This window comes from Streptomyces sp. LaBMicrA B280 (assembly GCF_049222185.1).
In the GTDB taxonomy this organism is placed as follows: Bacteria; Actinomycetota; Actinomycetes; order Streptomycetales; family Streptomycetaceae; genus Streptomyces; species Streptomyces murinus.
The window spans coordinates 515,321-528,470 of sequence record NZ_JBMJCT010000011.1 but is presented as its reverse complement, the minus strand read 5'-3'; the positions used below and the strand labels follow the sequence as shown (position 1 = coordinate 528,470).

The 13,150-nt window shown below is 70.6% G+C and carries 11 protein-coding genes and 1 rRNA gene; 2 read left to right on the top strand and 10 right to left on the bottom strand.

The annotated features are described in order from the left end of the window. Positions 1–67: ribosomal RNA gene (rrf, locus tag ACLF5H_RS12790) — 5S ribosomal RNA — on the top strand; the annotation flags it as partial. Positions 68–138: 71 nt separating this feature from the next. Here the strand turns inward: rrf and ACLF5H_RS12785 are convergent. Continuing rightward, positions 139–687 (bottom strand): cysteine hydrolase family protein, encoded by a 549-nt coding sequence (locus tag ACLF5H_RS12785; protein ID WP_421676168.1) that lies wholly within the window; start codon positions 685–687, stop codon positions 139–141. Positions 688–739: 52 nt separating this feature from the next. Here ACLF5H_RS12785 and ACLF5H_RS12780 point away from each other — a divergent pair, with 52 nt between their 5' ends. Beyond that, positions 740–1,300, top strand: a complete 561-nt coding sequence (locus ACLF5H_RS12780; protein WP_421676167.1) for a GNAT family N-acetyltransferase — start codon at positions 740–742, stop codon at positions 1,298–1,300. Between the two features lie 35 nt (positions 1,301–1,335). Here the strand turns inward: ACLF5H_RS12780 and ACLF5H_RS12775 are convergent, their stop codons facing one another. The 9 genes from ACLF5H_RS12775 to ACLF5H_RS12735 all read right to left on the bottom strand — a co-directional run bounded on the left by ACLF5H_RS12775 (position 1,336) and on the right by ACLF5H_RS12735 (position 13,096). After that, positions 1,336–2,889 (bottom strand): type VI secretion protein, encoded by a 1,554-nt coding sequence (locus ACLF5H_RS12775; RefSeq protein ID WP_421676166.1) that lies wholly within the window; start codon positions 2,887–2,889, stop codon positions 1,336–1,338. A gap of 13 nt (positions 2,890–2,902) precedes the next feature. After that, the gene (locus ACLF5H_RS12770; protein WP_421676165.1) at positions 2,903–4,315 is read right to left on the bottom strand and encodes an ATP-binding protein; all 1,413 of its coding nucleotides are present in this window, start codon (positions 4,313–4,315) and stop codon (positions 2,903–2,905) included. A 14-nt stretch (positions 4,316–4,329) separates the two neighbouring features. Further along, on the bottom strand, positions 4,330–5,889 hold the full coding sequence (locus ACLF5H_RS12765) for an SCO6880 family protein (RefSeq protein ID WP_421676164.1): 1,560 nt from the start codon (positions 5,887–5,889) through the stop codon (positions 4,330–4,332). Beyond that, positions 5,886–7,211: a hypothetical protein gene (locus ACLF5H_RS12760; RefSeq protein WP_421676163.1), complete on the bottom strand. Its 1,326-nt coding sequence runs from the start codon at positions 7,209–7,211 to the stop codon at positions 5,886–5,888. Before ACLF5H_RS12760 ends, ACLF5H_RS12765 begins: the two co-directional genes overlap by 4 nt. Continuing rightward, complete coding sequence (locus ACLF5H_RS12755; RefSeq protein ID WP_421676162.1) at positions 7,201–8,034, bottom strand: hypothetical protein; 834 nt, start codon at positions 8,032–8,034, stop codon at positions 7,201–7,203. Before ACLF5H_RS12755 ends, ACLF5H_RS12760 begins: the two co-directional genes overlap by 11 nt. Before the next feature lie 124 nt (positions 8,035–8,158). Then, the gene (locus ACLF5H_RS12750) at positions 8,159–8,467 is read right to left on the bottom strand and encodes a hypothetical protein (RefSeq protein ID WP_014673544.1); all 309 of its coding nucleotides are present in this window, start codon (positions 8,465–8,467) and stop codon (positions 8,159–8,161) included. Positions 8,468–8,828: 361 nt separating this feature from the next. Beyond that, positions 8,829–10,127 carry a S53 family peptidase gene (locus ACLF5H_RS12745; protein ID WP_421676161.1) on the bottom strand — a complete coding sequence of 433 codons (1,299 nt, stop codon included), beginning with the start codon at positions 10,125–10,127 and terminating at the stop codon, positions 8,829–8,831. Positions 10,128–10,886: 759 nt separating this feature from the next. Beyond that, the gene (locus ACLF5H_RS12740) at positions 10,887–12,236 is read right to left on the bottom strand and encodes a S53 family peptidase (RefSeq protein ID WP_421676160.1); all 1,350 of its coding nucleotides are present in this window, start codon (positions 12,234–12,236) and stop codon (positions 10,887–10,889) included. A 257-nt stretch (positions 12,237–12,493) separates the two neighbouring features. After that, entirely contained in the window at positions 12,494–13,096 is a 603-nt protein-coding gene (locus tag ACLF5H_RS12735) for a TetR/AcrR family transcriptional regulator (RefSeq protein ID WP_421676159.1), read from the bottom strand. Between the last annotated feature and the right edge of the window lie 54 nt (positions 13,097–13,150).

The following is a 13,150-nucleotide window of genomic DNA, read 5'->3' as shown; positions in this document are numbered from 1 at the left end:
AGCTAAGCCTTTCAGCGCCGATGGTACTGCAGGGGGGACCCTGTGGGAGAGTAGGACGCCGCCGAACAATTTTTAGGGAAACCCCCGCACCGTTGGTGCGGGGGTTTTCTGCGTTCCGGGACAATTTCCGGGGTAATTTCAGAACGTCACATCGGCGGTCTTCACCGTGCCGGCCTCACGGCCCGGCGCGGACTGGCTGCTCCAGTACAGATTGGTGTGCGCGATCACCTGCTCCGGGGTCGGGGCGCCGTACGCCGTGAGGTCCTCGGTGGTGTGGGCGTCGGCGACCAGCACCGAGTCGTACCCGCGGACCAGCGCCCCGTGCAGGGTGGCGCGGACACAGCAGTCGGTCTGCGCGCCGGTGACCAGCAGTCGGCCCACCCCGCGCTCGGCGAGTACGGACTCGAGGGTGGTGTCCTCGAAGGAGTCCGGGTATTCCTTGGCGACCAGCGGCTCGGTGTCGAGGCGCTTCAGCTCGGAGACGTACTCCCAGCTCTCCGTACCCGGCACCAGGTCCTCGTCCTGATGCTGCACCCACACCACCGGGACACCCGCCGAGCGCGCCCCGTCGAGCAGGGTGTTGATGTTCGCGAGGACGTCGTCCAGGACGGGCGCGCCCGCGACGACCCCGTTCTGGACGTCGATGATGAGCAGGGCTGTACAGGGTCGTTCCTGAAGAGTGGTCATGCGGGCAGATTATGGGATGCCGAGCGTCCGCCGCAGCACTACGGTGGCGGGCATGACCAGGTTGACCAGCGGAGACTACGTCGTACGAGCCATACGCCCCGCCGAATGGGAGAAGGTGAGGGGGCTGCGGCTGGACGCGCTGCGGGATCCGGCCGCACCGCTCGCCTTCCTGGAGGGATACGAGGAGGCCGCCGCGAAGGCCGACCTCTTCTGGCAGGACCGCGCGGCCCGTTCGGGCGAGGGGTCGGCGACGGGGCAGCAGTTCATCGCCGAGCTGCCCGACGGGTCATGGGCCGGTTCGCTGACCGTGCTGATCGAGGAGGCCGGCACCGAGGACTGGGCCGGATTCCCGGTCGAGCGCCGGCAGGGGCATGTCGTCGGCGTGTATGTGCGGCCCGAGCACCGGGGGAACGGGCTGATCAAGGCCATGTTCGACGCGGGTGTGAGCTGGGCGTGGGGGCGCGGCGCCGAGCGGGTGCGGCTGCTGGTGCACGAGGACAACGAGCGGGCCCAGGGCGCCTATCGCAAGGCGGGGTTCGGGCCGAGCGGGGTGCGGGTGCCGTTCGTGAAGGACGCGGCGCAGAACGAGCTGGAGTTCGTCCTGGACCGTTGAACGGGCAAGCGGTCAAAGGCTCAAAAGCCAGCCCGTCAGACCGGGAGTCCGGGCAGGCCCGGCAGTTCCTGGTGGGGCCAGCGGGCGCGGGCCTGTTCGCGGGAGCGGAACAGGGCGAGCGTCGGCAGGCCCTGTTCGTCCCCGGCGGCCAGCAGCTCGGGGAGCTGGGGGAAGGGGGCGACGGCGGCGATGTCGTCCAGGACCAGCGTCAGTGGTGGGTCGAGCCGACCGGAGGATGACCGTGCGGCCATGTGCCGGCCGTGCTCGACCACGCTGGAGACGAGGGCCGTCAGGAGGGGCATCGCCCCGGGCGTGCTCCTCGGGTCCTCGATGGATTCACCGACTACGTAAAGCGTGCCCCCTTCGTCGGCGAAGGAATCCAAGGCGAGCGCATCAGTTCGGTTTGGGGTGCATGCCTCGCGGATGTTGACCGTGGAGAGCGCGGCGAGTGCCCGGCCGGTCAACTCCTGTGCGATGTCCCGTCGTTCGGGATGCGCGGTGAGCGCGGCCTCCAGTTCACCGGCGGCCCCGGCGGCGGCCTTGGGGTGGGTGCGCAGCGTGCGTACGGCGTCCTGGACCTGGGTGCCCTGGGACCAGCGGTGGACATGGCGGACGGTGCGGTTCTCCAGGGCGGCGGCGTGCAGATAGCTGCGCAGGAGGGTGGTCGCCGTGTCCACCACGGCCTGGTCGATACGGGCGGTGGGCCGCACGGGGGCCAGGAGCGCGGTCGCCCGCTGGAGCGCGGTCTGCTTGTCCGCGCAGCCGGCCGTCGGGGACCAGTGGAGGCGGGCCGGGGTGTCACAGCGGTGGGTCGGGTCGTACAGGTGGGTGGGGCCCAGCTTGGCCCTGGCGTCCTTGGTCTCCGCCCACAGGGCCGGGTCCGAGGTGACGACGAGGGAGGGCCCCGCCGCGTCCCGTACGGCCTGTGCCGCGGCCGTACGGCGGGTGTCCGGCGGCGCGATGAGGATCTTCTGCCGCCCGACCGCCGACCGGCTCTCTGCCGGGAGCTGGGCCAACGGGGCCTCGGCGGGCGGCTGTTCGACCGCGACCGGCGCCTGCGGCATCTCGTGCCGCTGCACCGGGACGTCGTACCGCGGGGATGCCTCCAGGGGCGCGGCGACCGCCGTGACCGGCTCAGGTGTCGGCGTGGGCATCGGCGTGGGCTCCGGCTGCGGGACGTGCCTCCCGGCCCCGGTCCGCGCCCTCGCCCGGCCCGCGCGCCATCGGGCCACCGTCCCCAGCACGAACACGGTGGCGACGACCAGGACCATCAGCTCGGCGATGAACAGCCCCCAGAACAGGCCCCAGCCGGAGAGCCCGGACGCGGGGGTGCCCGGCCAGGCGCCGGGGAGGTCGTGGGGCCGGCTGAGCAGGTGGCGCATGGCCAGGGGGGTGCGCAGAAAGGTGACGCCCGCGGGCCAGGCGCCCTGGGCGAAGAGGGCCGCGAGGCCCGTGGCCGTCCACACCAGCACGGTGATGCCGAGCAGGAAGGCGAGGATGCCGAGCAGCAGCCCGTCGGGGATGCCGCCCTGCCCCTGCCCGTCCTGCGGCCGCCGGTTCTCCCGGGGTGCGCGCGCGTCCGGTCTCACCTGCCGTGCCTCCCTACGCCACCGTCGACTCGGAGTCGCCGAGGTGCTGTTCCACGAAGGCCGCGGCCCGCTCCTCCGCCTCCAGTTCCGCGGCGCGCAGCGCGTCGTCCGCCGCGTGGTCGCTGGAGGACTCGGTCATCGCGCGGTCGGTGAAGACCAGCGGGCGTTCGGACTCGGTGATGAGGTGTTTGACCACCTGGACATTGCCGTTGACGTCCCAGACCGCGATGCCCGGGGTCAGGGTCGGGATGATCTCCACGGCCCAGCGTGGCAGGCCGAGGACGCGGCCGGTGGCCCGTGCCTCGTCGGCCTTCTGGGCGTAGATCGTCCTGGTCGAGGCCATCTTCAGGATCGCCGCCGCCTCCTTCGCGGCCGCGCCGTCCACCACGTCGGACAGATGGTGGACGACCGCCACGAAGGACAGGCCGAGGCGTCGGCCGAACTTCAGCAGGCGCTGGAACAGCTGGGCCACGAACGGGCTGTTGATGATGTGCCAGGCCTCTTCGACCAGGAAGATGCGCTTCTTGCGGTCGGGCCGGATCCAGGTGTGCTCCAGCCACACGCCGACGATCGCCATCAGGATGGGCATGGCGATGGAGTTGCGGTCGATGTGCGAGAGGTCGAAGACGATCAGCGGGGCGTCGAGGTCGATGCCGACCGTGGTCGGGCCGTCGAACATGCCGCGCAGGTCACCGTCGACCAGCCGGTCCAGGACCAGGGCGACGTCCAGGCCCCAGGCCCGTACGTCGTCCAGGGCGACGTTCATCGCCTCGGCCGACTCCGGCTCGGGGTGCCGTAGCTGCTCCACGATGTCGGTGAGGACCGGCTGGCGGTCCACGATGGTCTCGTTGACGTAGGAGTGCGCGACCTTGAGGGCGAAGCCGGAGCGCTCGTCCAGGCCGTGGCCCAGCGCCACCTCGATGATGGTGCGCAGCAGCGCCAGCTGGCCGGTGGTGGTGATCGCCGGGTCCAGCGGGTTGAGGCGGATGCCGTGGTCCAGGGCGGCCGTGGGGTCCAGCCGGATCGGCGTTATCCCCAGCTCCTCGGCGATGAGGTTCCACTCGCCGACGCCGTCCTCGCCCTGGGCGTCCAGGACGACGACCTGGCGGTCGCGGAAGCGCAGCTGGCGCAGGACGTACGTCTTCTCCAGCGCCGACTTGCCGTTGCCGGACTCGCCGAGGACCAGCCAGTGCGGGGCCGGGAGCTGCTGGCCGTAGAGCTGGAAGGGGTCGTAGATGTAGCCCTTCCCGGAGTAGACCTCGCGGCCGATGATGACGCCGGAGTCCCCGAGGCCCGGCGCGGCGGTGGGCAGGTAGACCGCCTGGGCCTGGCCCGTGGAGGTGCGCACCGGCAGCCGGGTCGTCTCGACCTTCCCGAAGAGGAAGGAGGTGAACGCCTCGGTGAGGACGGACAGCGGATCCCGCATCGGCGAATCAGCCCCTACCTTCGGATGCCGGTGGCGAAAGGAAGTGTGTTCACGAAGGCGCGGTGGTGCTCCCGGTCGCACCACTCCAGCTTGAGGTACGACTTGCCCGCCGAGGCCCTTATCGTCCGCTTGTCGCGGGCGAGGGACTCCGGGGTGCGGGCGGAGACGGTGATGTAGCCGACGAGGTTGACGCCCGCGGCGCCGCTCGCGAGGTCCTCGCCGCGCTGGTCGAGACGGTTGTGCGCGGCGATGTCGCGGGGGTCGACGGTGCGGTTCATCTTGGCGGCGCGGGACGCCTCGGCCACGTCGTTGGTCTTCTCGGTCAGCATGCGCTCGATGGCGACCTCGGTGGGTTCGAGGTCCATGGTGACGGCGACCGTGCGGATGACGTCCGGGGTGTGCACCAGCAGCGGCGCGAGGAAGTTCACGCCGACCGGGGTCATCGGCCACTCCTTGACCCAGGCGGTGGCGTGGCACCAGGGGGCGCGGGTGGTGGACTCGCGGGTCTTGGCCTGGAGGAACGTCGCTTCGGTGGCGTCCAGTTCGGCCGGCCAGGCGTTGCGCCGGGTCATCGCCTGGATGTGGTCGATGGGGTGGTCCGGGTCGTACATGGAGTGGATCAGGGAGGCGAGCCGGCCCTGGCCGAGCGGCTGGCGGACACGGATGTCGGCTTCCTGGAGGCGGGAGCAGATGTCGGTCAGCTCGCGGGCCATGACGACGGCGAGTCCGGCGTCCCGGTCGAGCTTGCGGCCGGACCGGGGGCGGGCGGCCCGGGCCATCGCCTGCGCCTCGGCGGCCAGTTCACGGCTGTGGTGCATACAGGCGACGAGGTAGGCGCGGTGCTGCTCGCTGCTCGTGGACACCATCGACTGGAGCTGGTCGTACGACCGCTGGAGCCAGGCCGGGGAGCGGTCGTCGCCGCGCTGGCTGACGTCCTTGGCGTGCGCGTCGGGGTCGGCCGGCAGGGTGCGGGCGAGCATCTGGATCCGGGTGACGAAGCCGTCGCCGTTGGCGACGTGCTTGAGCAGCGTGCCGAACCGGTCGACCAGGGCCTCCTGGTCCTCGGAGTCGCGCAGGCCGACGCCGGGGCCCTCGATCTCGATGGCCGCGGTGACGGTCTTGCGGTCGGCGTGCAGCAGTACGGCGATCTCGTCGGGCCCGAAGGGTGCGGCGAGCCAGCTGATGCGGCCGATGCCGGGCGGCGGCCCGACCTCCACCTCCTCGCCGTCGATGCGGGTACCGGCCTCCATGACGCCCGCGCGGTAGGTGGCGCCGCGCTTGACGGTGCGTTTGTAACTGCGGTTGATCTCGAACCACTTGTAGAACGTGCGGCGCTTGTACGGCACGTACACCGCGGCGAGCGCGAGCATCGGGAAGCCCATCAGCAGCACGATCCGCAGCGAGAGGGCGGGCACCAGGAGGCCGCACATCATGCCGAGGAACGCGCCGACGATGATCAGCGCGATCTCTCCGGTCTCGCGGTTGCGGCCGACGATCGCGTTCGGCCGGGCGCGGCCGATGAGATACGTACGGCGGGGCGTGATCGGATGGGACAGATGGGAATCGGTCGTCAACGCCCTTCACCTCCCGTGCGGTTGTTGCGGGTGTTGCCTGCGTGCGGGGTGTTGATGGGGCTGGGTGCCCGGGGCGCGGGGGCCCCGGCCCCGCCGCCGGCGCCGGGGGTACGGCTGCTGTGCGCGGCGACGCCGCCGGTGGCGGGGTTGGCCGGGCGGGGGGTGCTGGAACCGCCGCCGCCCTGGGCCGCGTTGCTGTCGGCGCGGGTGCTGTGGGTCTTGATGCCCTGTGCGACGAGGGAGGCGGGGGAGCTGATGACGGCGGCGGCCTTGCCCTCGGCGCCCTGCATGAGGCGGTTGTTGCGGCCGGCCGCGATCTCGTCGCCGAAGCCGGGGACGAAGCGGTAGATCGCGGCGCTGGCGAAGATGGCGAGCAGGATGATCGCGAGACCGGAGACGACGGCGGAGAAGGCGTCGGGGCCGTTGCCGGAGGAGAGGGCGCCGGCGAGGCCGAGGACGATCACGATCACCGGTTTGACCAGGATGACGGCGATCATGATGCCGGCCCAGCGCCTTACGTGGCCCCACATGTTCTTGTCGACGAGGCCCGCGTAGACGACGGTGCCGAGGAGGGCGCCGACGTAGAGGAGGGCGGCGCGGATGACCAGCTCCAGCCAGAGGACGCCGGCGGCGAGGATGCTCACCAGGGAGACGACGATCAGCATGATGGGGCCGCCGCCGATGTCGGTGCCCTTGCTCAGCGCGCCGGAGAACGTGCCGAAGAACGTGTCCGCCTGATCGCCGGTGGCCTTCGCCAGCACGTCGGTCACGCTGTCCGTCGCGGAGACGACGGTGTACAGGATCAGCGGCGTGAACGCCGAGGCCATCACCGTCAGCCACAGGAACCCGACGGCCTCGGAGATCGCGGTCGTCAACGGCACGCCGCGCACCGCGCGCTTGGCGACGGCGAGGAGCCAGAGCAGCAGGGTGAGGATGGTCGACGCGGCGAAGACGATGGCGTACTGCTGGAGGAACTTCTGATTGGTGAAGTCGACGTTGGCGGTGTCCTTGACGGCCGAACTGAGCTTCCCAATCGTCCAGGAAGCCGCCTTGGCACAACCTTGAGCAAGGGAGGAGAGGGGGTCGAGGGTGTCGCCGAGCGGAGTGGTGGTGGAGCCGGACGATCCAGTGGAACCGCTGTCCTTCTCGCAGAGCTCCTTGGCGGCGTCATGGATCAGGGCGCAGGCATCGCCGCTCTTCGAGGGGGATGGAGTGGGAGACGGCGAGGGGGCGGCGAATGCGCGTGTCGCGAGCAGTACCGTGCACATCTGCACTGAGCCGAGAACCGTGGCGAACGTGAGGCCGCGATGGTTAGCGGGCATAGGTGAACCCTCCGTACTCCTCGACGGCCTTCGTCATGTCGTCGGCGGTGGACGCCCTTTGATCACGGCCCAGAGGCACGGGGCCGTCTTTCTGCTGGTCGCTCGTGATCTTCCAGTCGTTGCCGGTCCACTTCAGTACGTACGTCGACGTGTACCAGCTCTCCGTCACCGGGTTCTTGGAGGCGTTGCCCGAGAGTCCGAAGAGCGTGGTGTACCAGACGTCGACCGTGGTCTCGTCCGACTTCGAGGAGACGACCTTGGTGCCCGCGGGAACGACGCGGGAGACGAACAACTGGCCCTTCGGCGGGGTGCCGTCCTCTGTCAGACCGACGTTGGCGAGGAACTCCCGACTGGAGTACGCACGGTCCATCGCCGACTGCCGGGCAGCCGCGGCTTCCGGGGCATAAACGGTGTTCACGATCTCGTGCCGCTTCGCGGTGTCGAACATGTCCGCCGAGCCCAACGCCACCGCGTAGTTCGCCGCCGCGCTCTCCGCGCCCTGCCCCGTATGCGCGAAGTTCGATGGGATGCCGTTGGTTTTGGTCTGTACCGGGTGGGTGCCGGTGGGAGAAGTGGAGGAGGCTTGGGGACGGGTCCCCTTGGGGGTTGAGGTGTTGGCCGATGAGTGGTCGCCGCGGTTTGCGAAGGCGATCGCGGCGATCAGCAGGACGACGACGCCGACGACCGTGATGAGTCCCCGGGACGGCGAGCGGCCGGGACGGCGGGGCGCGCCGCCGTAGGGGTCGTGGTCGGGCAGGCGCGTACGGGTGTGGCCCGTGTCGTCGCCGTAGTCGGAGTAGCCCTGCTCGTCTCCGTGACTCATGCCGTGTACGCCCCCTCCACCTCGTAGACATACGACGGTAGCCGTGCTGGTTCCCGCGCGGGCGCGGTGTGGTGACTCGACATCAGGGAGACGCAACCTCTAAGGGGAGGGGAACACGGGTGCGCTAGACCGCCATGCCGTAGACGATGGTGAACAGCGTGCCCAGGGAACCGATGATGAAGACCCCGGTGAGCCCGGCGATGATGAGGCCCTTGCCCTGTTCCGCGCTGAAGGTGTCGCGCAGCGCCGTCGCCCCGATGCGCTGTTTGGCCGCACCCCAGACCGCGATGCCGAGGCACAGCAGGATGGCCACCGCCATCACCACCTCGATCATCACCTTGGCCTCGTTGCCCAGGCTGCCGAAGGGCCCCCAGTCCGGAGCGATCCCGCCGATGATGGTGTTGATGTCTCCCTTGTCGGCCGCAAAGAGCATGTAAGTCACCGCCCCTGATGGGTAGTTCCGCGAGCCCCCTGCGGTGTGCAGAGGTCAGGCCTCATTGTCGCCGACAACGTCGCCGTCGTATGTCGACTTGACGTCATTGACTGGCGGGTTTCGTACGAATACCTCGTATGGTCACTCTGTGTATCACGGCAGGTCACCCCGGGCAATGAGGTCCGCCCGGAACCTGCCACGTGGTTCCGTCGTTGACCTCCTTTACGCCCTGACCCGGTTTTTGACGACCGGTCGGGTGCGGAGCCGTTTTCGATGGTCTCACGCGCGGGCGTCGGAAAACGGCCGCGAGCCCCGGCGGCTGATGCCACCGGGGCCCGCGGACGCGCGGGTTGACGAGCGGTCAGCCGGTGAAGGCCGAGACGCCCTCGGGGGTGCCGACGCCGGTCGGGCCGTCGTACCCCGAACGGGCGGTGCACAGGTAGCTGCCGCCGCAGGAGCCGTTGCTGCCGCTGGTGACGTCGTTCAGCGCGGCGGTGCCGGCCTTGCCGTACGGGAACTTGGCGGGGTAGCTGCCGCTGCTCGGGGTGCCCGCCAGGGCGTAGACGCCGGCGATGATCGGCGAGCTGGCGCTGGTGCCGCCGAAGGTGTAGAAGCCGGCGGTGACGCCGTACGAGTCGTAGACGGAGACACCGGTCGCGGGGTCGGCCACGGCGGAGACATCGGCGATGGTGCGCTTGGCGCAGCCGGTGTCGGTCTGCCAGGACGGCTTGGCGTCGTAGGCGGAGCAGCCGGAGCCGGTGCCCTCGGTGCTGGAGGTGTTCCAGACCGACTCGGACCAGCCGCGGGTGGTGGAGGAGGCCTTGGACAGGGCGGTGCCGCCGACCGAGGTCACGTACTGGGAGGCGGCGGGGTACTCGGCGCCGTAGCCCCCGTCGCCCGCGGAGACGGTGATGGCGACGCCCGGGTGCTTGAAGTACGAGGTGTCGTAGCTGGTGTCGGAGGAGGACTCCGAGCCGCCGTAGCTGTTGGAGACGTACTTGGCGCCCAGCGTCACGGCCTCGTTGACCGCGGTGCCGAGGTTGGCCATGGTCGCCGACTTGGCCTCGACCAGGAGGATGTTGCAGTTCGGGCAGATCGCGGAGGCCATGTCGAGGTCGAGGGATATCTCCTCGGACCAGCCGGAGTCGCTGGTGGGCAGCGAGGTGGTGGAGCCGGTCTGGCTGACCTGCTTGAAGCAGCCGCTGGCCTTCGTGCAGGCGGAAAGGCCGTAGTAGGAGCGGTACTTGGCGAGGTCGGCCTCGGCGTTCGGGTCGTTGTAGGCGTCCACGATCGCGATGGTCTCGCCGGAACCCTTGGACGCGGCGGCGGAGGTCAGGCCGTACGCCGACTGGAGGTCGGAGGGGCCGTAGCCGGTGGGTGTCGCGGCCTTGGGCGTGATGCCGTCGGCGGCCTGCTGCTTCTGGAAGGCGGTGAGTCCGCCGGTCACCCGCAGCGAGTTGCAGGCGAGTTCGCCCTTGTGCTTGGGGGTGGCACAGGGGGTCTTGGCCCAGGTCGCCTTGGCCGGTGCGGCGGTGGCGGCGTCGGCCTGGACGACGGTGCCGAACCCGGCGAGGGCCAGCGCGGCGGTGGCCGCGAAGGCGGCGCCGACGCGGCGTCTGCGGCCGGTGGCCGTGGTTCCGGCGGTGGGGGACGTACGCATGTGTGCAGCCTCCAGATGTTCCGGACATGGGGGGAACAGGACGTTGCTGGTGCGTGCGGCGGTACGACGAAGACGATGACTTGTTGAGTACGCGACAACAAGAGCGCGTGGCCGACCCGTGGGAATCCTGGCTTCCGCCTTACCTCCCGTTGCCGCCGCCTTGACCCAACTCACAGACAACGGACGGGAAACGGGGTGGAGAGGGGGGACTGCGGGGAGAGCGGTGGAGAGAGCGGTGGGGAGAACTTTGTGGTCCGGCCGGGGGGAGGGAGGGGGCTACGGCGGGAGCGCGGTGCGGTGGCGCCGGGAAACGCGGTCGAGGGCGCCGGCCCGGCGGGCGACGGCCGGACGGCACGGCCGGGGTGCCGGGCCCGTCGCGGTGGGCGGCGCGGCCGCGTGCCGGTGAGAGCGGGCGGACCCGGACTGCGGCGGCCGTACGGTGGCGCTGACGGCGGAGATCGCGCGGCGTCAGCGGAGACGGCCGGGCCATGTCCACGGTGATTACCGGGTGGCGGCGGAAGCGGCACGATCCCGTCGGTAGCGGCGCCGCACGGCGGGAGGTGCGGCTGGACGGTGCGGGGGAGGCGGGTCGGGCGGCGGCCGGTCCGTGTGTCCTGAGAAGCGGCCGGAGGGCGGATCCCGGCTGGTTGCCGGGATCCGCCCTCCTTCTTTCCCTGCCGCCGAGGGGACCCCACGTCCCCCTCTGTGCCGGCGGCGCCCCCGTGACCCGACGGGGTGTCACGGCCTCGGGGCGGTGGCTCAGCCGGTGAAGGCGGAGACGCCCTCGGGGGTGCCCAGGCCGGTCGGGCCGTCGTAGCCGGACCGGGCGGTGCAGAAGTAGCTGGTGGAGCAGGAGCCGTTGCTGCCGCTGGTGACGTCGTTCAGCGCGGCGGTGCCGGCCTTGGCGTACGGGAACTTGGCCGGGTAGGAGCCGCTGCTCGGGGTGCCCGCCAGGGCGTAGACCGAGGCGATGAGCGGGGAGCTGGCGCTGGTGCCGCCGTAGGTGTTCCAGCCGGTGCCGTCGGCGCCGTAGCTGTCGTAGACGGAGACACCGGTGGCCGGGTCGGCCACGGCGGAGACGTCCGCGATCATGCGCTTGGAGCAGCCGGTGTCGGTCTGCCAGGACGGCTTGGCGTCGTAGGCGGAGCAGCCGGAGCCGGTGCCCTCGCTGCTGGAGGTGTTCCAGACGCTCTCGCTCCAACCACGCGTGGTGGAGGCCTTCTTGAGGGCGGTGCCGCCGACGGCGGTCACGTACTGGGAGCCGGCCGGGTACTCGGCGCCGTAGCCCTCGTCGCCCGCGCTCGCCGTGATGACGACGCCCGCGTGCTTGTAGTACGACGAGTCATAGCTGGAGTCGGAGGAGGACTCCGAGCCGCCGTAGCTGTTGGAGACGTACTTCGCGCCCAGCTTCACGGCCTCGTTGACCGCGGTGCCGAGGTTCGTCATCGACGCGGACTTCGCCTCGACCAGCAGGATGTTGCAGTTCGGGCAGGTCGCGCTGACCATGTCGAGGTCGAGCGAGATCTCACCGGCCCAGCCGCTGTCGGCGGACGGCAGCGAGGTGGTGGAGCCCGTCTGGCTGACCTTCTTGAAGCAGCCGTTGGACGTGGTGCAGGCGGAGAGGCCGTAGTACGAGCGGTACGTCGCGAGGTCGGCCGCGGCGTTCGGGTCGTCGTAGGCGTCCACGATGGCGACGGTCTCGCCCGAGCCCTTGGCGGAGGCGGCGGAGGCCAGGCCGTAGGCCGACTGGAGGTCCGAGGGGCCGTAGCCGGTCGGGGTGCCGGAGGAGGCGTGGGGCTTGATCGTCGCGGGCGCGACACCCTTGACCGCGGCCTGCTTCTCCATGAAGGCGGTGGTGCCACCGGTCACGCGCAGCGCGTCACAGGAGGCGTAGCCCTTCTTGGCGGTCGTGGCACACGCGTTCGCGGTCTGCACATGAGCCTTGGCGACCTGGGTGGCGATCGTCTGGGCGCTGACCTTGTGGGGAGTGGCGGCGTCCGCCTGGGCGGCGGCACCGAAGCCGGCCAGGGCGAGCGCGGTGGCGGCAGCGGCGGCCGAGCCGACCCGGCGCCATCTGCCGGATATGTGGGGGGTGTTGGTCGTACGCAAGGTACAGCCTCCTGAAAGTGGTGGGGCAGAGGCCCCCGGTGGGGGACCAGCGGCGTGTTCGCCGATGGGGGCGGCGGCCCGCGACGACCATCGCTTGTTGAGTACGCGACAACAAGAGGCTTTCGGATTTCTGACTTCCGCGTTACCTAAATGCGGTGCCCGGCTTACTGATCAATGACGGCACGATGGCGGGGAGATGACCGTCCGGGCAGGTCAAGTGGGGTATGCGGCACCGGGTTTGACCAAGAGTGCGTGGCTCAGCGGGGCTTGAGGCCGTACAGCAGCAGATGCACATGCTGATCCAGGCCGGCCATGGCCTCGTCCGCGTCCAGTGCGCAGCTGGCGATGAGGGCGGCCAGGCCGTGCAGATTCGCGGCGGCGGCCAGGGCGATGCGCTCCGGGTCGCCGTCGACGATCTCGCCGCTCGCCTGGGCGTCCGCGAACAGCCGGGTGAGCGAGCCGAAGGTACGGTCGACGGCCGCGCCGAGCTGCGCCGAGCTGTCGGGGTGGTGCTTGCGCGCGAACATCAGCTCCAGCAGCTCGGGATGCTCGACGGCGAAGCCGAGGTAGGCGCGCGCGATCGCCGCCATGCGCCGCTCGAAGCCGGGGTCCGCGCCGTACGCCTCGGTCAGGGCGTGGTCCAGCCGCTCGTACCCCGACATCGCCAGGGCGTCGAGCAGGGCCTGCTTGTCCCTGAAGTGCCGGCCCGGCGCCGCGTGGCTGACGCCGATGTCCCGGGCCAGTTCGCGCAGCGACAGCGCGCCGGCCCCCTTCTCCCGCAGGGTGCGCTCGGCGCTCTGGAGCAGCGCGGCGCGCAGGTCTCCGTGGTGGTAGGGGCGGCTTGCGGGCATGTGCGCCATCGTATCCCGAGGCTCACCCGCCTTGTTGTCATTGACAGCATTGTAGCCGCTGCC